General features: G+C 71.9%; 22 protein-coding genes and 2 pseudogenes. 11 read left to right on the top strand and 13 right to left on the bottom strand.

Features of this window, described 5'->3' with window-relative positions:
* Window positions 1-39 precede the first annotated feature (39 nt).
* The gene (locus AC067J_RS09160; protein WP_478297252.1) at window positions 40-3414 is read left to right on the top strand and encodes a BTAD domain-containing putative transcriptional regulator; all 3375 of its coding nucleotides are present in this window, start codon (window positions 40-42) and stop codon (window positions 3412-3414) included.
* A gap of 36 nt (window positions 3415-3450) precedes the next feature.
* On the opposite strand, the gene AC067J_RS09155 is transcribed toward AC067J_RS09160, so the two are convergent.
* The 3 genes from AC067J_RS09155 to AC067J_RS09145 form a co-directional block, all read right to left on the bottom strand.
* Window positions 3451-4164 carry a hypothetical protein gene (locus tag AC067J_RS09155; protein ID WP_478297251.1) on the bottom strand — a complete coding sequence of 238 codons (714 nt, stop codon included), beginning with the start codon at window positions 4162-4164 and terminating at the stop codon, window positions 3451-3453.
* 94 nt (window positions 4165-4258) lie between these two features.
* Window positions 4259-4831, bottom strand: coding sequence for a hypothetical protein (locus AC067J_RS09150; protein ID WP_478297250.1), 573 nt, complete (start codon window positions 4829-4831; stop codon window positions 4259-4261).
* A gap of 287 nt (window positions 4832-5118) precedes the next feature.
* On the bottom strand, window positions 5119-5664 hold the full coding sequence (locus AC067J_RS09145; RefSeq protein WP_478297249.1) for an RNA polymerase sigma factor: 546 nt from the start codon (window positions 5662-5664) through the stop codon (window positions 5119-5121).
* A gap of 86 nt (window positions 5665-5750) precedes the next feature.
* On the opposite strand from AC067J_RS09145, the gene AC067J_RS09140 reads away from it, so the two are divergent.
* Window positions 5751-6662, top strand: a complete 912-nt coding sequence (locus tag AC067J_RS09140) for a serine/threonine-protein kinase (protein WP_478297248.1) — start codon at window positions 5751-5753, stop codon at window positions 6660-6662.
* Window positions 6663-6772: 110 nt separating this feature from the next.
* Here the strand turns inward: AC067J_RS09140 and AC067J_RS09135 are convergent, their stop codons facing one another.
* From AC067J_RS09135 to AC067J_RS09125, 3 genes are all read right to left on the bottom strand, one after another.
* Window positions 6773-7222, bottom strand: coding sequence for an iron chaperone (locus AC067J_RS09135; protein WP_478297247.1), 450 nt, complete (start codon window positions 7220-7222; stop codon window positions 6773-6775).
* A gap of 158 nt (window positions 7223-7380) precedes the next feature.
* Window positions 7381-8064 (bottom strand): maleylpyruvate isomerase family mycothiol-dependent enzyme, encoded by a 684-nt coding sequence (locus tag AC067J_RS09130; RefSeq protein ID WP_478297246.1) that lies wholly within the window; start codon window positions 8062-8064, stop codon window positions 7381-7383.
* A gap of 101 nt (window positions 8065-8165) precedes the next feature.
* The gene (locus tag AC067J_RS09125) at window positions 8166-8594 is read right to left on the bottom strand and encodes a type II toxin-antitoxin system PemK/MazF family toxin (protein WP_478297245.1); all 429 of its coding nucleotides are present in this window, start codon (window positions 8592-8594) and stop codon (window positions 8166-8168) included.
* A gap of 159 nt (window positions 8595-8753) precedes the next feature.
* Between AC067J_RS09125 and AC067J_RS09120 the strand changes: the two are divergent.
* Window positions 8754-8939, top strand: a pseudogene (locus AC067J_RS09120) (LLM class flavin-dependent oxidoreductase); the annotation flags it as partial.
* A gap of 49 nt (window positions 8940-8988) precedes the next feature.
* Here AC067J_RS09120 and AC067J_RS09115 read toward each other — a convergent pair.
* Entirely contained in the window at window positions 8989-9390 is a 402-nt protein-coding gene (locus AC067J_RS09115; RefSeq protein ID WP_478297244.1) for a DNA-binding protein, read from the bottom strand.
* Window positions 9387-9635: a type II toxin-antitoxin system CcdA family antitoxin gene (locus tag AC067J_RS09110; RefSeq protein WP_405012215.1), complete on the bottom strand. Its 249-nt coding sequence runs from the start codon at window positions 9633-9635 to the stop codon at window positions 9387-9389. Before AC067J_RS09110 ends, AC067J_RS09115 begins: the two co-directional genes overlap by 4 nt.
* 62 nt (window positions 9636-9697) lie before the next feature.
* On the opposite strand from AC067J_RS09110, the gene AC067J_RS09105 reads away from it, so the two are divergent.
* Window positions 9698-10585, top strand: coding sequence for an LLM class flavin-dependent oxidoreductase (locus AC067J_RS09105; protein ID WP_478297243.1), 888 nt, complete (start codon window positions 9698-9700; stop codon window positions 10583-10585).
* 50 nt (window positions 10586-10635) lie between these two features.
* Here AC067J_RS09105 and AC067J_RS09100 read toward each other — a convergent pair whose 3' ends face one another.
* Window positions 10636-11613, bottom strand: coding sequence for a hypothetical protein (locus tag AC067J_RS09100; RefSeq protein ID WP_478297242.1), 978 nt, complete (start codon window positions 11611-11613; stop codon window positions 10636-10638).
* 31 nt (window positions 11614-11644) lie between these two features.
* Complete coding sequence (locus AC067J_RS09095) at window positions 11645-12058, bottom strand: hypothetical protein (RefSeq protein WP_478297241.1); 414 nt, start codon at window positions 12056-12058, stop codon at window positions 11645-11647.
* A gap of 583 nt (window positions 12059-12641) precedes the next feature.
* Here AC067J_RS09095 and AC067J_RS09090 point away from each other — a divergent pair.
* Window positions 12642-13640: a hypothetical protein gene (locus AC067J_RS09090; RefSeq protein ID WP_478297240.1), complete on the top strand. Its 999-nt coding sequence runs from the start codon at window positions 12642-12644 to the stop codon at window positions 13638-13640.
* Window positions 13641-13663: 23 nt separating this feature from the next.
* A complete protein-coding gene (locus tag AC067J_RS09085) occupies window positions 13664-14296 on the top strand; it encodes a GNAT family N-acetyltransferase (RefSeq protein WP_478297239.1) in 633 nt (210 codons plus the stop codon).
* Between the two features lie 559 nt (window positions 14297-14855).
* On the opposite strand, the gene AC067J_RS09080 is transcribed toward AC067J_RS09085, so the two are convergent.
* The gene (locus AC067J_RS09080) at window positions 14856-15185 is read right to left on the bottom strand and encodes a hypothetical protein (protein ID WP_478297238.1); all 330 of its coding nucleotides are present in this window, start codon (window positions 15183-15185) and stop codon (window positions 14856-14858) included.
* Window positions 15186-15378: 193 nt separating this feature from the next.
* Window positions 15379-15681: a hypothetical protein gene (locus AC067J_RS09075; RefSeq protein WP_478297237.1), complete on the bottom strand. Its 303-nt coding sequence runs from the start codon at window positions 15679-15681 to the stop codon at window positions 15379-15381.
* A gap of 105 nt (window positions 15682-15786) precedes the next feature.
* Here AC067J_RS09075 and AC067J_RS09070 point away from each other — a divergent pair.
* From AC067J_RS09070 to AC067J_RS09050, 5 genes and pseudogenes are all read left to right on the top strand, one after another.
* Window positions 15787-16182, top strand: a pseudogene (locus AC067J_RS09070) (LLM class flavin-dependent oxidoreductase); the annotation flags it as partial.
* Window positions 16183-16391: 209 nt separating this feature from the next.
* A complete protein-coding gene (locus AC067J_RS09065) occupies window positions 16392-17444 on the top strand; it encodes an ABC transporter ATP-binding protein (protein ID WP_478297236.1) in 1053 nt (350 codons plus the stop codon).
* Window positions 17428-18333, top strand: a complete 906-nt coding sequence (locus AC067J_RS09060) for an ABC transporter permease (protein ID WP_478297235.1) — start codon at window positions 17428-17430, stop codon at window positions 18331-18333. The genes AC067J_RS09065 and AC067J_RS09060 overlap by 17 nt, the downstream gene beginning before the upstream one ends.
* Window positions 18334-18356: 23 nt before the next feature.
* Window positions 18357-19274: an ABC transporter ATP-binding protein gene (locus AC067J_RS09055; RefSeq protein ID WP_478297234.1), complete on the top strand. Its 918-nt coding sequence runs from the start codon at window positions 18357-18359 to the stop codon at window positions 19272-19274.
* A gap of 165 nt (window positions 19275-19439) precedes the next feature.
* Window positions 19440-20156, top strand: a complete 717-nt coding sequence (locus AC067J_RS09050; RefSeq protein WP_478297233.1) for an ABC transporter permease — start codon at window positions 19440-19442, stop codon at window positions 20154-20156.
* A gap of 98 nt (window positions 20157-20254) precedes the next feature.
* Here the strand turns inward: AC067J_RS09050 and AC067J_RS09045 are convergent, their stop codons facing one another.
* Complete coding sequence (locus tag AC067J_RS09045; RefSeq protein WP_478297232.1) at window positions 20255-21517, bottom strand: CynX/NimT family MFS transporter; 1263 nt, start codon at window positions 21515-21517, stop codon at window positions 20255-20257.
* Window positions 21518-21610: the final 93 nt, after the last annotated feature.

The following is a 21610-nucleotide window of genomic DNA, read 5'->3' as shown; positions in this document are numbered from 1 at the left end:
CCTTCGGAGGAGGGCGGGCCGTCTACGATGTGCCTGGTGATGGTCTCCCTACGCGTGCTCGGCTCCTTCGCGGCCGAGCGGGAGGGCGCGCCCGTCCCGCTCGGCGGCCGGCGGCAGCGCGCGGTCCTGGCCCGGCTGGCGGTGGCGCGCGGCGCGGTCGTCTCGGTCGACCGGATGGTCGAGGAGATCTGGCAAGGGGCGCCGCCCGCACGGGCGGTGACGTCACTGCAGGCGTACGTGTCGAACCTGCGACGGCTGCTGGAGCCCGGCAGGGCGCCGCGCACTCCGGCCACCCTGCTGGTCAGCGCACCACCCGGCTACGCGCTGCGCCTGTCCGACGGGGCCGTCGACGCCTGGCGGTTCGAGCGGCTGCTGGGCGAGGCGCGCGAAGTCTCGGGGCGGCAGCCGGAGACCGCTCGGCGCCTGTTCGGCGAGGCGCTGTCGCTGTGGCGGGGCACGGCGTACGCCGAGTTCGTCGACGAGTCCTGGGCCCGTGCCGAGATCGCCCGTCTGGACGAGTTGCGGCTGGTCGCGCGCGAGCTGAACGTGGTCGCCGGACTGAGGTCGGCGGATGCCGCCGTGACCGTTCCCGAGGCCGAACTGCTCACAGTCGACGAGCCGTTGCGGGAGGAAGGCTGGCGGTTGCACGCACTGGCGCTGTGGGCGGCGGGCCGGCAGGCCGACGCGCTGGCGACGCTGCGCCGGGCCCGCGCGGTCCTCGCGGCCGAGGTGGGTCTCGACCCGGGGCCCGCGCTGAACGAGCTCGAAGCGGCCATCCTGGGCGGTCGCACCGCGGTGCTGCAGGCCGCGACGGAGGTTCCGCAGCACCGGCCGCCGACCTCGCCCGAAGGCCGGAACGCCCAGGCACCATCGCGCCGACCCGCCGCCGACACGCGCCTGTTCGTCGGCCGTGAGGCCGAGTTCGCCCGGCTGGTGGAGGCCGCCGGCCGGGCGGCCACCGCGGGGCCCGGGGTCGCGCTGGTCACCGGCGAGGCGGGCCTGGGGAAGTCGGAGCTGCTGGAGCGGCTCGGCGAGCGGCTCCGTGGGGAGGGCTGGCTGGTCGCGGTCGGCCAGGCCACCGACGACGAGGGCGCGCCACCCGCGTGGCCCTGGGTGGCGGCACTGCGGACGATCGCCGCCGCCGCGCCGCCCCCGACCGAGTCCGCCGAGGTCCTGGCCCCGCTGCTCTCCGACCGCGCATCCGGCCAGGCCCCCGACGAGGACGTGGCAGCCGGCCGGTTCCGCCTGAACCGTGCGGTGTCGCGGTGGCTCGCGGCGGTGGCCCGCGAGCGGCCGTTGGCAGTGCTGCTGGACGACCTGCACTGGGCCGACGCCGAGACGCTCGCCCTGCTGACCGGCCTGACCGACCTGCCCCCGGGGACACCGGTCCTGGTCGTGGCCGCCTACCGTCCGAACGAGATCGAGGGCCCGCTCGCGGACCAGCTCGCCGTGCTCGCGGGGCGGTCACCACTGCGGCTGCCGCTGCCGGGGCTGCCCGTGTCGGCCGTCGCCGAGGTGATCAAGGCGGCGGGTACCGGGCCGGTGGACGCCGGAACGGTCGCCGCGCTCGCGGAACGCACCGGCGGAAACCCCTTCTACGTGTGGGAGAGCGCCCGACTGCTCGGCAGCGAAGGTGCGTTGGTGGCCCTGTCCGAGGTGCCGGAGGGGGTACGGGACGTGGTGCGCCGCAGGCTCGGACGCCTCCCCGAGGCGGTGGTGGCGGTGCTGCGGCTGGCCGCGGTCGTCGGGCGTGAGGCGGACGTCGAGCTGCTGGTCGGAGCTGCGGACACCGACGAGGACGGAGTCCTGGGAGGGCTGGACACCGGCCTGGTCGCCGGACTGCTGACCGAGCCCGCCCCGGGCCGCGTCCGGTTCACGCACGCGCTGGTGCGCGACACGCTGCTCGCCGATCTGAGCGGCCTGCGGGCCAGGCGCATGCACGGGCGGATCGCGGACGGTCTGGAGCGGCTCGGTTCGAGTGATGTGTCCGCGCTGGCCCACCACTTCGCGAGGTCGGCGGCTTCGGCCACGGCCGCCAAGGGCGTTCACTACTGCCTGCGGGCGGCCGACCTGGCGTCCGCCCGCTACGCCCACGACGCGGCGGCCGATCTGCTCGCGGCGGCGCTGGACTGCTTCGACCGCACCCCGGTCGGTCCGTCGGAGGACCGGGAGGCGGAACGCGTCGACCTGCTGGGCAGGCTGCTGCGCGCCCAGGTGCGGGCCGGGGCGGTCATGTCCGCCCGCGCGACCCGGCAGCGGGCGATCGAGTGCGCGGTCGGCACCGGACGGAGCGGGCTGCTGATCCGCGCCCTCACCGCCTGGTCCGAGCCGACGCCGTGGCAGACCCGGCCGTACGGCGTGGTCGACGAGCCCGTCGTCGCACTGCTCGGCCGATCGCTGGACCTGCCGGACCTGGCACCCGCCGCTCGGTGCGGGCTGCTGCTCGCCTACTGCGCCGAACTGTCCGACGAGCGGAACCCGCGTGTGCGGGCCGCGGCCGAGGAAGCCGTCGAACTCGCGACGGGTCTGGGGGATCCCGGCCTCCGCGCGAGGGCGCTCGCGGCGCTGCTCCGCGAGCTCGACATCGTGCGCGAGGAACACGAGGAACGCGAGGAACACGAGGAACACGAGAAACGCGAGCTGGTGCTGCGGAGCGAGGAACTCGTCCGGCTCGCCACCGAGCACGACCTGCCCGCCTTCCGCTGGTTCGGCCTGCACAGCCTGTCGACCGCAGCCGCTGCCGAAGGCGACGTCGCCGGTGCCTACGGCCACATCGACACGTGCGTGGAACTGGCCCGGACGTACCGGATGCCGGGGCCCATCGTGGTCGGTCGGACCGCGCTGGCGACGCGAGCGCTGATCGAAGGGCGCGGCGAGGACGCCGAGGAGCTGTACGCGGAAGCCGCCGCCGGGATGGCCAGGCAGGGCTCTCCGCACGCCGACGGCTTCCTGCAGGTCGCGCTGGCGACGATCCGGGCCGCTCAGGGAAGGCTCGGTGAGTTCGTCCCGCAGGCCCGGCAGCTGACCGAGGAGTACGGCCCGCTGGTGGCGGACCTGCTCGCGGCGGCGCTGTCCGCCGCCGGGCGGCAGGACGAGGCCCGCGCCGTCCTCGCCCGGGTCGGGCCGCTGCGCACGGACTACCTCCTCACGGTCTTCGCGACCTTCCGTGCGATGGCGGTGGTGGCGCTCGGCGAGCAGGAGCGGGCCGACGAGCTGTACAGCACCCTGCTCCCCCACCGTGACGCGCCGCCGCCCTCCTCGGGCTTCGCCCTGGCGATCCGCCCGGTCGCGTACACGCTCGGCGAACTCGCCCGCCTCCTCGGCCGAGACACCGAGGCCGCCGCGCACTTCACGCACGCGGCCACCATCGCCGAACGGTGGAGCACCGCCCTGGGGCGCGGCGGCATCGGCTGACCGGGGTCATGGGCATGCGACGACCGGGGCCGTCGTTCAGGAGCGGAGGCGGCTCAGTGCTGCGGTGGCGATGCCTTCGACGGAGGCCGGGGCGCCGGCGGGCCGGCCGGTGAGCTCGACGACGGCGACCCTGGTGCCGCTGCGCAGGACCGCGACCCCGCCGCTGACGGTGCCGTCGCCGCTGTAGGCCGGGTACCAGCGGGCGGTCCCGCCGGTGACGGTCAGGGTGTGGGCCGCGCCGTAGTGCCAGTGGCCGGCGGGCTCGTCCTGGCAGTCCTGAACGAGCGCGACGAGCTGCTTCTCCCAGGCGTCGGCCGCGGTCCCGGTGGGGGCGCTCGCAGCCGACTCGGTCAGGAGGCCGTCGGTGTCGAAGGTCCAGGTCACGGACGCGTACGCGGTGGCCTTGCCCTTGGTCAGGTCGCGCATCGTCTGCTCGCCGGAGCACGCGGACAGCCCCTGGCGTCCGGTCAGCGCGACGGTCGCGCCGACCGGGTTCAGGCCCTGCTGGAAGTAGTCCTCGCTCTGGAGGAGGTCGGCGGAGCCGAGTCCGGGCGCGGCGGCCGCGGCCGGGTGGGCGGCGGTGGCCGGGGTGGCGGCGACCGCGGCCGCAGCCGGGTGCGCGGCCCCGTCGGCGGTGGCCGACCGGGTGCCGACGACGCTGACCGTGATCAGTGCGGCGGCGAAGCAGGCCGCAGCGGCGACCCGGTTGCGGCGAACGGACTTCTGCTGGACGGCCTGGTTCTCGGTCATCTGGTCCCCCTGCTGGTCGGGACGCCTGCTGCGTCCTCGTACAACCGGGGAGATGGCGCCGGAGGAGGGAAAGTTGGAGCCCTGACCGGCTGTTTCACAGCTGTGACAGAGCGGTCCTGACGACGCGGTCCATCGCGGCCGTCCCCAGGCAGGCACTGACCTCCAGTACCCCGTAGTGGCTGCCGCTGCGCAGCACGGCGATGCCGCCGCAGGGCTCCTTGCCCTCGGGCGCTGTGCCGGTGGTGTTGAGGGATCCCGGGTAGGCGCCCATCCAGCTCGCGGTGACGTCCGGGGCGAGCTGCACCGTCGTGGTCCTTCCGTAGACCCAGTGCCCCGGCGGTTCCGCCTGGCAGGGCTCCTCCTCCAGCAGCAGGCGCGCGGCGAAGTTCCGCGCCAGGGAAGGGTTCCGGGCCTCGGCGGTGACCTCGCGGGCCACCTGGTCGCCGGGGTCGGCGGCCACCGTGGGGTCGCCCGGGTCGGTGCGGGGGCTGGTCATCAGTCCGCGGAAGTGGGCACCGGGCCCGCCCAGGGTCTGGGTGAGGGTCTTCTCGCCGGAGCAGGCCGCGTTGGCGTAGGACCCGTCGCCGTACCGGTCGGTGACGTGGATCTGCCCGATGCCGATGTCCGGGCCGAACGCCGCGGGTCCCAGAAGGTTCGCGGTCGTCACCGGTCCGGTCGCACCGGCCGGCGAGGCGGAGCCGGAGGGCTCGGACGCGGGCGAGGACGCGGGCGGCGTCGGGACGGACCCGCCGGGCGTCGCGAGAGCGGACGCGCCCTGGGACGCCCCGCCGGCCCCGGCAGCCGATCGCGCTGCCGGGTGCGGGGTGGCGCCGGGGGGCGGTGGCAGGACGAATCGGCCGGTCGCCAGCCCGAGCGCGGCGGCTGCCACCAGGGCGACGACGGCGGCCCGGGGCCGGACGACGGCGTGGCCGCCGCCCGCTGCGGGACCGCCGTTCACAGACCGGTGACCAGGCGCTCGCGCATGAAGCGGCGGGCCTGGTGGATACGGTCCTTGACCGTGCCCAGCGGGGCGTCCAGCTCCTCGGCCACCTGGGCGTAGGTCAGGTCGCCCAGGTCGCGCAGCACGAAGGACTCCACCAGGGCGGGGTGCTGCTGCTCCAGCGCGGCCAGCGCCTCCATCAGGTCGAGCCGGGTCCCGGCGATGACGCTGGTGGTGCGCGGGTCGACGGACTCGGGGAGGTCGGCGTGGCTGTCCTCGGCGCGCCGGCGCATCGAGCGGTAGGTGGACCGGGCGGCGTTCGAGGCGATCACCGTCACCCAGCCCAGGAAGGAGCCGCGGCCGCCGTACCCGCCCAGGTGCGTGCTGATGGACAGCAGCGCGTCCTGCGCGGCCTCCTCCGCGTCGGCGTGGTGGGGGAGGAAGCGCGAGCAGCGGCGCAGCACCACCGGCCGCAGCTTGGCCAGCAGGTACTCCATCGACCCCGGCGCCCCCGCCTGAGCAGCCGCCACGAGCCGTTCCAGCTCACCTTCCTCGAACACCCGGATCCCCCCGTTTCGTCCCGCCCGGCAGCCACCCGTCGAATGGGAGTTCCGCACTCCCCCCGACTCCGGCAGAATGCTGCCACATGCGCAAGCTCGGCCGTTACCTCCTCCTGGAGCGGCTCGGAGCCGGTTCCTTCGCGACGGTCTGGAAGGCCTACGATCCGGAGCTCGACACCGAGGTCGCGGTGAAAGTGCTGGCCGAGAACTGGGCCGCCAACGCCGATGTGCGCGAGCGGTTCCTGACGGAGGCGAGGCTGCTGCGCCGGATCGCCAGCCCGCGGGTGGTCCGGGTGCACGACGTCGGGGTGCAGGAGGACCGGCCCTACTTCGTCATGGACCACGTGCGCGGCGGCACCCTGGCGGACCGGGTCGGGCAGTGCGACCCGCAGGAGGCGCTGCGGCTGGCCGCGGAGGCGGGCTACGCGGTCCAGGTCCTGCACGAGGCGGGCGTGGTGCACCGCGACGTCAAGCCGTCCAACCTGCTGCTCGCCACCGGCCCCGCACCCGCCGCGGTGCTGGTGGCGGACCTGGGCAGCGCCAAGCAACTGGCCGACGCGTCCGGGCTGACGGTGACCACGGGCACGCCCGCGTACATGGCACCGGAACAGGCCTTCCAGACCGGCGGGTTCGACGGGAGGGCCGACGTGTACGCGCTGGCCGTCGTGGCCTACGAGCTGCTGACCGGGCAGAAGCCGTTCGGCCCGGGCGGACGCGCCACAGCCCTGATGACCGCCCAGCCGACCGCCTCGACGCTGCCGGCTCTCCCGGCCGGAGCGGAGCTCCCACCTCACGTCGCCGTGCTGCTACGGGCCGCGATGTCCGTCGAGCCGGCGGACCGACCGCCGACCGCCCAGGCCTTCGCAGACGCACTGCTGGCTCCGGCGCCGGAGTCCCAGCCCCCGGAAGGCCCCGGGTGGCTGACCCCGCGCGCGGTCTGTCTGGCGGCGGGCACGGTGTTCACGGCGACGACCCTGCTGGGCTGGCTGCAGCGTTGAACCCGACAGGGAGTTGCGAATCCCGTGCAGGCCGGTTCGCGAGCACCGCGCCGTGGAGCGGCCGCGCCTCACACCGCCCGCCTCACGCCGCCGGCCTCACACCGCCCGCCTCACACCGCCCGCCTCACGAGCTCACCGATCCGCGCCTCCACCTCGGGCGTCACGTCGGTCAAGGCGAAGTTGGTCGCCCACATGGGGCCCTCGTCCAGCTTCGCCTGGTCGCTGAAGCCGAGCGTCGCGTAGCGCGACTTGAACTTCTCCGCGCTCTGGAAGAAACAGACGACCTTGCCGTCCAGTGCGTAGGCGGGCATCCCGTACCAGAGCTTCGGCGCGAGGCTCGGGGCGCCGGCGGTGACGACGGCGTGGACGCGCTCGGCCATGACCCGGTCCGAGTCCTGCATCTCGGCGATCTTCGCGAGCACGTCCCGCTCCGCCTCCGCCGCCTTCTCCGCGGCCGATCCCCGGCGCGCCGCCTTCTTCTGGTCCTGAGCGTGCGCCTTCATCGCGGCCCGCTCCTCCGCGGTGAACCCGTCGTACGTGCTGCTGGCGGTGTCGGCCATGATCACTCCTTCTTCGGTAACCGGTCGTGATCACAGTCTGCTTCGGCCGGGGTGCGGGCCGCCTCCGTGCTGACCACGGAAGACACCACGGAACATGAGTCGGTGTCGGCGTCGGTGAGGAGGCTGTGGAGGCGTGAACCGTCAGTCGAATGTGAGCATCAGCCCAGGGCGAGCCATCGGATGCCGAGCCGTTCGACCTGCGTGGCCTCTGATGCGTCCAGCGGCTCCCGGCCGGTGGCCTTACGCAGAAACCGTGGCCGGCTCCATTCCAGCTTGCGAGCAGTCGCGACGTGCTCCGCGCCGAGGAGCAACTCCAGCACGACATCACCGGCCGACGCGGTCAGCCATGGTTCGCGTTCGAGCGCGTCGGCCAGGTCGAGGCCGTGGACGGCGAGTTCCACGACCCGGGTGAGGAGGAACTCCGACAGGAGCATGGCATCACCGTGACGCGTCCGTACGGTCCGGTCGGCGGGCTGGACTCTGCACAGGCGATCGACTCGCTGCCAGGTCGAGACGAAGTCCCCGGCGGAGGCGGCGCTGTCAGCCGACCGCGATGCACGGTCCTGAGCCAAGGCGATCCGCTGACCGTTGGTCCGGGGTGAGAAGCGATCGTCCGGGCGGTAGTACTCCACCGCGGAGATGTCCGCCTTGCCGGGTGCAGGCGCGTCCAGCATGGCCGGCAGCCAGTCGATCACCACGCACACGTGCCCGAGCAGGTCGCGTACGGTCCAGGGGGCGCAGCGTGTCGGGAGGTTCCACTCGGCCTCGCCGAGGCCGGAGACGGCCTCGGCGAGGGCCTCGGACTCCAGACGAAACGCCTCGATCACACGGTCTCGGCTCACGCCGCGCCACCGGTCCGGGGTTCACCGCACCCGGCGACAGGTACGGCGGCCACCGGCGGGTCGGACATCAACACGATCTTCGGCATGACCCCGATCATTCCTCAGGACTCACCGCCGCCGGACCAGAGGTCCGGTCCGATGGGACGGAGGGCGTCCCGAATCTCGCCGAGCCGCGCGGCCGTTGCCGGAGTCCACGTCTCCTCCCGCTCACCGGAGCGGAGGGCATCGGCGATCTCGCCGAGCGTCGCGGGGGCCAGCACGCCCGCCCGCTCGATCAGGTCGTCGCGGGACACGGTGGTGAGCCACGTGCACGGGGTGAAGCCCGGACGCGGGAAGGCGAACCGCAGCACGCCTTCGAAGGGCAGTCCTTCGATGGCGCCCACTGCCACTTCGACGCCCAGACCGCTGATGTCGACGCCCGCGGGAGCAACGACCTGCATCGCCCGGAAACCTGACGCCTCGTCTCCGGACAGCAGCACGACCGGGCGGCGCTCGTCGAAGGAGGCCCACCAGACTTCGCCACGGTTCACGTGTCCTCCTCGCTGGTCGGGCCGGGTGCGGAGACGGGTGCGGCCACCGTGGCCACCGCGAGTCGTGCGGGCAGCCGGAGACCGGGCAGCGGTCGCAGGCCTCAGCGTACTTCCCGCCCCCCGGTAGCGGGCGATGTCCGATCGGAGCCAGGACAGAAGATCTGGCGGCGGGCCGAGGACCTCGGGTTCCACGCCGCGTACACCTACGACCACCTGTCCTGGCGGTCGTTCCGCGACGAGCCGTGGTTCGGGGCGGTGCCGACCCTGACCGCGGCGGCGACGGCCACCGAGCGGATCCGGCTGGGGACGCTGGTGACCTCGGTCAAGGCTTCTTCACCCATCACATGCCGACCTGCTGGAACGCTTGCCGAGAGTGTTCGGGTCCCGCTCGGACTCAGACGGCGATGAGCCGGACGCGGGTGCCGCAGAGCTTGGCCATGTCGTCGATGTCCGAGGTGAGCATGGCCACCGGCCCCGGCTGCCGCAGCGCCATCTCTGCCACGGTCGCGTCGATCGCGTACTTGTGGCCATGCAGGCCGGCCTGCTTCAGCAGCTTGGCCGAGGCTCTGGCGGCCTGATCGGTGACCGGCTCCACCTTGACCCGGGAGAGCGTCCAGTTCAGCCGGGCCTCGTTCACGCGCGCGTGCGTGACCTCCACGATGGTGTTCGCGCCGACGACGAAGTCGGCCCCCGTCGCGTGGAGCACCTGAAGCATCGCCAGCACGCTGCGGTCCTGGGTGATCCACGAGGAGAGTCCTTGCGAGTCCAGCACGACCGTCTCGAAGCGCTCGGTCACGCGGCGCTCGCCGAGCCCGCCGACCCGGCGGAACCGAAGATCCTGGCGTGTGCCTCGGACAGCTCCTCATCGCTGAACGGGCCCTGCTCGTCCTGGTAGCGGCGAAGGTCGTCCGCGAGCAGCTGGTGCCGAATCTGGCGGGCGACCGCCTCCGCGACATACCCGGAGACGTTGTCCGTGAGCTTTCTCAGCTCGTCCACCTGTTCCGTCGGGAGGGTGACGGTGATGCGCGTGGTTGCTGCCATGAGGAGAGCATACTGCGGTATGCGCCCGGGTGGCGGGCCATTCGGGACGTAGGGTCGACGCCATGCGACTGAGCACGGTGATCCTCCCCATCCACCGGTGGAGCGAGGGGCAGAAGATCTGGCGGCGGGCCGAGGACCTCGGCTTCCACGCGGCCTACACCTATGACCACCTGTCCTGGCGGTCGTTCCGCGACGAGCCGTGGTTCGGGTCGATCCCGACGCTGACGGCGGCGGCGACGGCGACCGAGCGGCTCCGGTTGGGCACCCTCGTAACATCGCCGAACTTCCGCCATCCCGTGACGCTCGCCAAGGAGCTGATCACGCTGGACGACGTGTCTGGCGGGCGACTGACCCTGGGGGTCGGGGCCGGCGGGACGGGCTTCGACGCGACGGCGATGGGGCAGGAGGCGTGGTCGCCGAAGGAGCGGGCGGACCGGTTCGGCGAATTCCTGCCGCTGCTGGACGAACTGCTGCGCACCGACGCCACCACGCATGAGGGCACGTACTACTCGGCGGTCGAGGCGCGGAACATCCCGGGCTGCGTGCAAACGCCGCGGGTGCCGTTCTACGTCGCGGCGACCGGCCCGCGCGGGCTGAGGCTGGCGGCCGAGCACGGACAGGGCTGGGTCACGTACGGCGACCCGCGCGGGCCGGCGGACGTGCCTGTGGGGCAGGCGCCCGCGGTGATCGCACAGCAGATCGAGAAGCTGACGGCGGCCTGCGAGGCGAAGGGCCGGGATGTGGCGGCGCTGGAGAAGGTGCTGCTCCAGGGCTCGACCGCGGAGCAGCCGCTCCAGTCGGTGGACGCGTTCGTGGACTGGGCCGGCCGCTACCGGGAACTCGGCATCACCGAGCTGGTGATCCACTGGCCGGTGCCGGACTCGATTTTCGAGAACGACCTCGCGGTCTTCGAACGGATCGCCACTGAAGGCCTGGCCCAGCTCGGCTGATGCCAAAGAGCCGCGGTCCACCTCGCGAACGGGGGTGGACCGTGGCCGCTTCAACTGCGAGGCGGCTGATTGTCGGAACGCACGTAGTAGCCGTCCCGCCAAGTCGAGTCGGGGGTCGAGAGGGTGGGCACATATTGCCGCCGGTAGGTTTCGCCGTTCGCAATTCCCGCAGTGAGTTCGAACGGGATGCGCTTTCCGGACAGCCAATCGGGGTGGAGGACTTCCAGATGCTGCAGATCGCCGGCCGAATCGGTGTACTGTACGTCGAACGAGTAGCTGCAGTGGTACTTCGAGGTCCTGGCGTTGATGAATATGTCAAAAGCATCACCGGGGCCCACGGGTACCGAGTGGCCGGAAAAATAGTCCGCCCTACCCTGTGCCAGATACGGCTGGGGGTCGTCGAGATCCAGAGTCGCGACGACTCCCTCCTCGCCGCCCGCTCCACAGCAAGGATAGTAGAGGACTTCCTTTATGGGGGATTTGCGCTGCAGGACCACGGGCTTGATGTTGACGATTCGGATCGTCGCACCGCTCACGTTGGTGATCGTCAGCTTGTACGAGTCATTTTCCACGGGGGCGAGATTCTGCCTGGCCGCAAAATCCGCATAGCCGGGCTTTTCTCTGGCCTCGCCGATATGGGTCAGGTAATCGCGTTCCTCCTCGTCCGTGGGCAGGTAAACGGAAGCCCTGACCCCGCCCTCTCGCGGCATGCTGAAAACGGCTTTGACGTCGTTCGTCGATCCCGCCGGCTGCCCGCTGCCGGGGTAGGCGCCGGACGTCGACCGGACGGAATCTGTCCGGGGTTCCGGTCGGGAGCTCCCCGAATCACTGACCACAACGAACGTCAGGACCGCGGCCAGCGCGATGGACACGGTTGCCGCTACGAGTCCGATCGCGGCGCCGCTCGACAGACCGTTTATCTGTGTGCCGTGCCCGAGCTGATTCACCGTCCCGCCCTGATCCGCTTGGGCGGTCTGCCGTACGTCCGATTCGCCGCTAATGGGGATGTTCCCGTCGGGCGGCGGCATTGCCGATCAGCCTCTCATTCCGTGGACGGCGTCAATGGTTGATCTGGTTGCCGCCGGCTTGATAGACACGGGAGCCCTTTCCGCTCGCGACAGCCGTCTGCCGCACCAGGGAGATCCGCTCGTTTCCGTTCGATCCGCCGTCCTCGCCACCGATATTCCCAAGCAATTCCGCGGCATCCGGGAAGTCCCGGAGGAGGCGCCGGAACCGTCCGCCCCATTGGGCCATGAGTTCCTGCTCCGTTTCGGCGTCGCCGAGATCCCGGGCGCGCTGAAGTTCGGCCTGGGAGTCGTCCAGGTCGCGAGCCACGTCATCGGACTGCTCCGGACGGAAGCGCTGCCACATCGAGACGATGCCCGACCGACAGCCACTCCAGGCATCCGTCAGCATGAGGGTGACCACCGTGCTCGCGGCGGACCCGGCCAACTGGCCCAGCTCCTCGCTCATTCGCGCTCCTTCGAAAAGTGACAGGTTGTGCCGATGCTAACCAGTGACACCACGCGCGAGGGGTCGAATATCGAAAAGACGTCCAGGTCGCTGTAGCGGTTGGATGATCGCCGACGCACCGTCACTCCTGTTCCTGGAGGATGAACCACAGCCGCATCGCAGTGCTCACCACCTCGTACCCCTCAAGACTGCGCCGCAACGAAGAGGAGCACGGCGCGTTCATGGAGGAGGAACTCGCCGCCGCGCAGGCGAGGATCGTCGGATCAACCGGGCACGCCTGGCAGGGCTGTCGGTCTCCAAGCGGCAGTTCGAGCGCTGGTACGGCGGCGCCGTGAAGACCCGTCCCTACCCGGACCAGTGCCGGGTTCTGGAAGCCATGTTCGGCGTCGGCGTCGACCGGCTGCTCGGACCCGCTCCCGCACGGCCAGATGCCAGTGTCGTGTCCCCGCTCGTTGTCCCACCACCACGACCGGTCCCTGTTCTCCTCCCATCCGAGCAGGCACAGGTACTGCCTGCTGGTGGCCCGTTCAGCAGCGAGACCCGCCTCGACGCGGGCACCACCGAATTGGAAAGGCAGGTCGCGATGGCGGCTCGTCGTGCGCTTCGCTTCACCGCGATGGCGGAAGGAAGCAGTGTCGGCCCGGAGACTTTGGGCCAGATCCAGGACGAGGTACGGCGACTCACCGTCGCTTACCCCAAACTCGCCCTGCCGACCTTGCTCGGCGACCTGGTCGAGGTCCAGGACCTGACCTTCCGCCTCCTGGAGCACGGCCGCGTCAAGCCCCTACAGCCCCGCGAGCTGTACCTGCTCGCGGGCATAACCTCCGGCATGCTCGCCAAGGCCAGCCACGACCTGGGCAACCCGAGCGCCGCCATGATGCAGGCCCGCACCGCCTTCGTCTGCGCCGACAACGCGGACCACCACGCCATGCGAGCCTGGGTCCGCTCGCTGCAATCGCTCATCTCCTACTGGTCAGGCCGTCCGGCCGAGGCCGCCGACTACGCCGACCTCGGACACGCCGCCGCCGGCAACGTCCGAGGCACCACGAGCGTCTGGCTCGCCTGTCTCTCCGCCCGCGCCCACGCCCTGCTCGGCGACGGCGAGGCGACCCGCGCCGCCATCCAGCGCGCTGAGGACGCCCGTGCCGTGGCCCAGCCCGACGACCTGGACGGCTTCGGCGGCATCATGACCTTCCCTGTGCCCCGACAGCTCTACTACGTCGCCGAGGCCACCGTGCACCTCGGCGAGGACCCGGCGCTCGGCGAGAGCCAGGCCGAGGCGGCCGTCACTGCCTACCGCACCGCGACCGAGGACGAGTGGGCCTTTGGCGACGAGGCTGGCGCTCAGACCGACCTCGCGCTCGCCCGCCTCGCCCGAGGAGAGATCGACGGCGCAGCCGAGGCCGTCCGGCCCGTGCTCGACCTGCCCATCGAGCAGCGGAACTTCGGCATCACCAGCAGTGCCCAGCGCGTCCACGCCGCGCTGCCGTCCGGTGGTCGTAGTGCCGGCGGGGCAGCGGTTGACCTGCGCGAGGAGATCGAGGCGTTCACCGCCATCCCCACATCGGTCCTCATCCGGTGACCGCGCAGGTAGGCTCCGCGGCCATGACCTCAGTCCACCTGGCCGGCCCCCGCCTGGCACTTCGCGAGATCGAGCACGAGGACACCGACGCCCTCCTGGCCGTCTACGGCGACCCCGAGGCCACCCGGCACCTCAGCTTCGAGCCCCGAACCCGCGACCAAGTCCAGGCGATCGTCGACCGCTCGATGAAGTCGACGACGGACAGCCCGAGGACCGAGTACGGCCTCGCCGTCACCCACCTCGGCGAGCACCGGCTGATCGGGTACGCCCGACTGGCCACCGAACCCCAGCAGGCCGCCACCATCGGCTTCGCCCTCCACCAAGCCGAGTGGGGCAAGGGACTCGGCACCGAGACCGTCCACCTCCTGTGCGAGCTCGGCTTCGACGTCATCGGCCTGCACCGAATCTGGGCCGCTCGCTCTCCGCTCAACGAGGCGTCCGCGCGAACTCTCCTCCGCGCTGGCATGACCGAGGACGGCCGCATCCGCGACCACGTCTTCGTCAACGGAGCATGGCGCGACTCGATCACCTACTCGATCCTGGAGCACGAGTGGACACCGATCGAGGGACTGCGGGCCCCCGACGCTGTCGTGCCCGATGCCACGAAGGCACTCGCCCCGGCTGACCAGCCTGACGACGTATCGCACGGAAGGTGAGGCCGTGCCAAGACCTGGCAGTCGGTGGCAAGAGGTCTGGTCGGCACCGTCGCGGAGGCTGGTTGTTGTCGCGCAGGTAGCTCCGCCTTGGCTCGAGACGCGCCTATTCGATCTCCCGCCGCACGATCGGGCTAAGGCGGCAAAGGGGTACTCGAAGGACACAGGCCGATGGAGGTCACCTCTCGGTGCTCCCGAGGCGATCGAGCTTCGGCAGCATTCGCTTCCTCCGTTCTGCGGCATCAAGAGCCTGTACGGCAGCCAGACGCTCGTTTGGGCTGTGCATGCAGTACGGGCAGCCACCAACGTTCTCGAAGGTCTCTCGTAGGGCCAGATGGCCGAGGTGGCAACGGACGACTTCCGCCTTTCGTCCTTCTGGACTCCAGAAGAGAGGGGTTTCTTCCGGGGCGCTCGTCATTTGATCACTTCCTCGGGCTGGTCGGATAGGGCTCAGTCCTGTCTCCGAACCTACGCCTCCATGACCTTCAGGGCCTTGGAGGTGCGGCCGTGTTGCTGTATGCCGACACACCGATCAGGGGGTCGGCATACAGCGTTGTTCAGCTCAGTTCCAGGTCGATCCGGCCGGGAGTCCGTCGAATGCGAGTGCCCGAATGGCGGTGTTGTAGTCGTCCCACTCGTGTTGGGGCTCGGTGAAGTGCAGGTCGAAGTATGCGCGGGTGAGGTCCGGCTCGTACCACTCGGCCGCGCAGCGGCAGCGGACGAAGACGTGGTGGCGGACGTTGAGGAGGAGCCAGTCCCGGCGAGCACGGCAGTCGGGACAGGTGACGGGGATGTCGCGGGCGTCGAGTTCGCCGGGGTTGGGGACGGCGCGGATGGTGGCGTGGTGGGGCTCGGTGTGGGGGTTGTGGAAGTCGGGGTCGTAGTCGGTCATGTGGTCCTTCCAGGTCGGGGACGCGGTGCAAGGGACCACAAGGGGTGCGGCGGTCGGGAAGTTCCCGACCGCCGCAGACGACATCACTTCGACACCTTGGCCGGGCAGTTACCCGGTCAAGGTGCACTGGTTGTTAGCCCTCAGCGGAGCACGAGTCCGAGAAGGTGCTCGAACTCGTCGCGGCCGTCCTTGGTCATGATGGGCAACGGCGTCGCCGAGGACGGCACCTGCGGGGGAGCTGTGCCCAGTAGCGCGTGAGGAAGGCGCAGAGGGCCTCCGGGAAGTTGCCCCGGAACAGCTCGCTGGCGACCTCACGGTTGGACACGGCGATGAGGATCTCGATCTCCTCCGGGGTGGCGCTCTCGGCTGCGGTCTGCTCGGCGTTGGCGAAGGGGCGCCCTTCGAAATGGGTCCAGGTGTTGGTGTCGGGGCGAACCGTGTAGTCCGTGTTGAGCAACAGGACGATGACGTTGTGGCGGATGGCGGGATGGGACATGCGGGAGCTCCTGGGAAGGGGGTCGGTGACGGGGTTCGCTGCCGGTGTCGGCGACGGGGTCAGCGCCTGGTCCGGGTGGCCGGGGCGTACGGGTGTGCGGGTGTGCGGGTGCCGTTCTACGTGGCCGCGACCGGCCCGCGCGGGCTGAAGCTGGCCGCCGAGTACGGGCAGGGCTGGGTGACGTACGGCGACCCGAGGGGCCCGGCGGACGTGCCGGTCGAGCAGGCGCCCGCCGTGATCGCCGCGCAGATCGCCAAGCTGACCGCGGCCTGCGAGGCGGCCGGGCGGGACGCCGGGGAGCTGGAGAAGGTCCTGCTCCAGGGCTCGACGGCGGAGAAGCCGCTGGCCTCGGTGGACGCCTTCGTCGACTGGGCGGGCCGGTACGCGGAGTTGGGCATCACCGAGCTGGTGATCCACTGGCCGGTGCCGGACTCGGTCTTCGCCAACGACCTGGCGGTCTTCGAACGGATCGCCACCGAGGGCGTCGCCCAGCTCGGCTGAACGCGCGCCCGGCGGTCCGCCCGGCGGTGCGGTGCGGGCCGTCGGGTGCCCCGGCCGGTCCCCGGTGGACAGGGGGCCGTCGGGCGGGACGGGCGGAGGGCGAACTGATCCCCTAGGGGACGGGGCACGCGATGTCATACCGCAGCAGCAGAGGTGTTCGTCATCGGAGCTCATGGCCCGGACGGGGTGCGCGCACTACGTTGGGGCACGTGTCCACTGTCATCAAGACGGACGGCCTCACCAAGAGGTTCCCCCGGGTGACCGCCCTCGATCAGCTCACCGTTGAGGTGGAGCCCGGGGTGGTCGGTCTGGTGGGGGCGAACGGGGCGGGCAAGTCCACACTCATCAAGATCCTGCTCGGGCTCGCCCCGGCGACCTCGGGGACCGGGCGGGTGCTCGGCCTCGACATCGCCACCCAGGGGTCGGAGATCCGTGAGCAGGTCGGCTACATGCCGGAGCACGACTGCCTGCCGCCGGACGTGTCGGCCACCGAGTTCGTGGTGCACATGGCGCGGATGGCGGGGCTGCCCGCCGCCGCGGCGCGCGAGCGGACGGCGGACACGCTGCGCCACGTCGGGCTGTACGAGGAGCGGTACCGGCCGATGGGCGGGTACTCGACCGGCATGAAGCAGCGGGTCAAGCTGGCGCAGGCGCTGGTGCACGACCCGAAGCTGGTGCTGCTGGACGAGCCCACCAACGGGCTGGACCCGGTCGGCCGGGACGACATGCTGGCGCTGATCCGCCGCGTGTACACCGACTTCGGCATCTCCGTCCTGGTCACCACCCACCTGCTGGGCGAGCTGGAGCGGACCTGCGACCACCTGGTGGTCATCGACGGCGGCAAGCTGCTGCGGTCCTCGTCGACGGCGTCCTTCACCGGGGCGACGGCCACGCTGGCGGTCGAGGTGACCGACCACCCGGAGGACGCGGGGCTGGACGCGAGCGCCGCCGTGCGGGCGCGGCTGGCCGCGGCCGGGCTCGCGGTGGAGGCGGAGGGGTCGCGGATCCTGCTGGTCAGGCTGGCCGGTGACGACACGTACGACACCATCCGGGACGCGGTCGCGGCCCTCGGCCTGGGGCTGGTCCGGCTGGAGCAGCGCCGCCACCGGGTCGCCGAGCTGTTCACGGACGCCGGCGCCGGTGCCGACGGCGGCGCGGACTCCGGCGCGGACACCGGCGCGGAGCACCGCACGGACAAGGGCCTGGTCGACGACGGCCGGCGGCAGAACGAGGGAGGTACCGCAGATGTCGCTGTCTCCTGAGACCAGGCCGGCCGACACCGGCGTCATCCACGACATCGGCTACCGCGGCTACTCCGGCCCCCGGCTGGGCCGGGCGTACGCCACGCGCTCGCTGTTCACCCAGAGCCTGCGCGCCGCTTACGGCCTCGGGCGGTCCGGCAAGTCCAAGGTGCTGCCGATGATCGTGCTGGGCGCGGTCGCCGTGCCCGCCGTGATGATCGTCGTGATCACCATCGCGGGCGGCCGGAACGAGCTGGCGATGGACTACGCGGAGTACCTGAGCGGGGTCGGCCTGGTCGTCTCGATCTTCCTGGCCTCGCAGGCGCCGGTGCTGTTCTCGCGGGACCTGCGGCACCACACCGTGCCGCTGTACTTCTCCCGCCCGATCACCCGCGCCGACTACGTCCGGGCCAAGTTCGCCGCGATGGTCTGCGCCCAGCTGCTGCTGATGCTCGTCCCGCTGCTGGTGCTGTACGCCGGCGCGCTGCTCAGCGGGCTGAGCTTCGGCCACGAGACGGCGCACTTCCTGTACGGCCTGGTCGCGGCGGTGCTGTACGCCCTGGTGCCGACCTCGGTCGCGGTGGTCATCGCCGCCGCCACGCCGCGGCGCGGCTTCGGGGTCGCCGCGATCATGGGCTACCTGGCGGTGAGCACGGTGGTCGTCGCGATCGTGATCGGCATCAGCACCACCGCCGTCGGCGGCGGGGCCTCGGACTCCGCGCAGTGGGCCGCCCTGCTCTCGCCCGGAGGGCTGGTGGAGAGCCTGGTCAACCAGGTGTTCGACCTCGGCGACGGCCCCGAGCGGTTCCACGCGCCGGGCGGGTTCGGTGCGGTCGTCTTCACCGCCGTCGCCGCCGCGATGGTGGCGGGCTCGTACCGGCTGCTGCTGCGCCGCTACCGCGGCATCTGATCAACCGAATCTGAGAGGGCGTCATGGCCACCATCACCATCGACAAGGTCTCCCGCTGGTTCGGGAACGTGGTCGCCGTCAACGACGTCAGCATGGCGATCGGTCCTGGCATCACGGGTCTGCTCGGTCCCAACGGTGCCGGGAAGTCGACGCTCATCCACATGATGAGCGGCTTCCTCGCCCCCTCCACCGGGGCGGTCACCCTGGACGGCGCGCCGATCTGGCGCAACCAGCAGGTGTACCGGCAGATCGGGCTGGTCCCCGAGCGGGAGTCGATGTACGACTACCTGACCGGTTGGGAGTTCGTGCTCGCCAACGCCGAGCTGCACGGCCTCCCCCACCCGGGTGCCGCCGCCCGCAAGGCGCTGGCCCTGGTCGAGATGGAGTACGCGCAGGAGCGGAAGACCGGCACCTACTCCAAGGGCATGAAGCAGCGCGTCAAGATGGCGTCGGCCCTGGTCCACGACCCGGCCGTGCTGCTGCTCGACGAACCGTTCAACGGGATGGACCCGCGGCAGCGGCTCCAGCTGATGGAACTGCTGCGCCGGTTCGGCTCGGACGGGCGGACGGTGCTGTTCTCCTCGCACATCCTGGAGGAGGTCGAGCAGCTGGCCCGGCACATCGAGGTCGTGGTCGCCGGACGGCACGCCGCCTCCGGCGACTTCCGGAAGATCCGCCGGCTGATGACCGACCGCCCGCACCGCTACCTGGTCCGCTCCAGCGACGACCGCCGGCTGGCGGCGGCGCTGATCGCCGACCCGTCGACGGCCGGCATCGAGCTGGACTGGCAGGAGAAGGCGCTGCGCATCCAGGCGGTGAACTTCCAGGGGTTCACCACGCTGCTGCCGAAGGTCGCCCAGCAGGCCGGCATCCGGCTGTACACCGTGGCGCCCGCGGACGAGTCGCTGGAGAGCGTCTTCTCGTACCTCGTCTCCGCCTAGCCCGGCACGGCCCCGGTACGGCCCCGGCACGGCCGCAGTAGGGCCCCGGCGGGGCGACCCGACCCCGATCCCGACCCCGATCCCGACCCCGAACCGGAACCGCACGCGGAGCCGGAACCGCACGCGGAGCCGGAACCGCACGGACCCCAGGAAGGCCGACCCACCATGAACCCGACCGTCGCCAGGCTGACGCTGCGCGGCCTGCTGGGCCGCCGCCGCGGCTTGCTGCTGCTGGTGGTCCCCGCCCTGCTGCTGCTCGTCTCGGCGATCGCCGCGGGCGCCAGCGGGGACAAGCACGACCTGACCGTCAAGATCCTCGGCCAGCTCGGCCTCGGCACCCTCCTGCCGATCCTCGGCCTGGTGGTCGGCACCGGCGCCATCGCCACCGAGATCGACGACGGCTCGATCGTCTACCTGCTGGCCAAGCCGCTGCCCCGCTGGAAGATCATCACCACCAAGCTGACCGTGGCGATCGGCACCACCTGGGTCTTCGCGGCCGTCCCGACGCTGCTGGCCGGCCTGCTGCTGTACGGCACCGAGGACGGCCTGGCGCTCGGCTACACCGCCGCGACGCTGGTGGCCGGGGCCGCGTACAGCTCGCTGTTCCTGCTGCTCGGCGTGGTCACCCGGCACGCGGTGGTGGCCGGGCTGGCGTACGCGCTGGTCTGGGAGTCGCTGATCGGCAACTTCGTCGAGGGCGCCCGGACGCTCAGCGTCCAGCAGTGGGGCCTGTCGGTGGCGAAGGCGGTGGCCGCGGACGGCGCGATCACCGCACCCGTGGCGCTCGGCGTGGCCGTGCCGCTGCTGCTGGTGGCCACCGTGGCGGCGGCGGCGTTCGCCTCGGTGCGGCTGGCCGGGCTGACCCTGGCGAGCGACGAGTAGGACGGGCCGACACGCCCCGGGCCGATGCCCGGGGCCGATGCCCGGGGCGGCTCCGGGGTCGGAGGACCGTTCGCCGACCGGCCCTCCGCGTCACCGCCTCAGAGCGTCCGGTTGCGCCCCGCGCCCCAGCCGGCGGCGGCGACCACGGTGGCCAGCGCCAGCATCAGCGCCAGCGGCACGGTCCAGCCGCCGGTCAGCTGGTGCAGGGCGCCGGCACCGACCGGGCCGGCCGCGGCGACCAGGTAGCCGACCGCCTGCGACATCCCGCCCAGCTGGGCGGCGCCGGCCGCGCTGTCGGTCCGCAGCACGATGAAGGCGAGCCCGAGGCCGAGCGAACCGCCCTGGGCGACGCCCAGGATGGTGGCCGCGACCCAGGCGCCGGGCACCGGCGCGATCAGCAGGACGGCGATGCCGACGCCGTTCAGCACCGCCATCACCACGGCGAGCGCCCGCTGGCTGGTCATCCGGCCGGCCATCAGGGGGACGAGGAAGGCACCGGCCACCTGCACCAGGTTGGAGAAGGCGAAGACCAGGCCGGCCTCGCCGCGGTCCATCCCGTGGTCGGCCAGGATGGTCGGCATCCACGCGACCAGGGTGTAGACGAGCAGCGACGAGATGCCCATGAAGAGGCTGATCTGCCAGGCCAGCGGCGAGCGCCAGATCCCCTTTATCGGCCGGCCCGCCGAGGCCGGGGCGGGCCCGGACGCGGGCGACGCCGGAGCGGTCCGCCCGGCCCGCGACCGCAGCACCTGCGGCAGCCAGGCCGCCGCGGCGACCAGGGCCAGCAGCGACCAGGCGCCGAGCGAGGCCTGCCAGCCGCCGCCGAGCGCGTGCTCCAGCGGCACCGACGTGCCGGCCGCGAGGGTCGCGCCGACCAGCATCGTGGTCGAGTAGACGCCGGTCATCGCGGCTGCCTTGCCCGGGAACTCGCGCTTGACCAGGCCGGGCATCGAGACGTTCAGCACGGCGATCGCGACGCCGATCACCACGCAGCCGGCGTACAGCGCGGCCACCGACGGCAGCACCCGCAGCAGCACGCCCGCGCCGAGCACCAGCACCGCGCCCAGCACCACCCGCTCGGTGCCGAACCGCCGGGTCAGCCGGGGGGTGAGCGGGGCACCGACGCCCTGGAAGAGCACCGGCACGGTGGTGATCAGGCCGCTCGCGGTGGCGGACAGGCCGAAGGTCTGCTGGATCTCGCCGACCATCGGCGAGATCGCCGCCAGGCAGGCGCGCATGTTCAGGGCGACGAGCAGGATGCCGGTCAGCAGCAGGGCGGGGTGGGCCAGCCTGCTGCGGACGGGGAGCGCGGAGGAGGACGGGGTGGTGACCACCGGCTGCGGGGCACGGGTGACGGCCATGGGGCGTGCTGCTCTTTCGGGGAACGGTTCCGGGAACGCGGAAGGGCGGGAACGCGGCGGACGCGGACGCGTGGGCGGCGGACGCGGAGGGTG

The sequence above is a fragment of the Kitasatospora sp. NPDC042419 genome, from assembly GCF_056437345.1.
The sequence above is the reverse complement of the archived record's forward strand: the minus strand, read 5'-3'. Positions and strand labels throughout refer to the sequence as shown.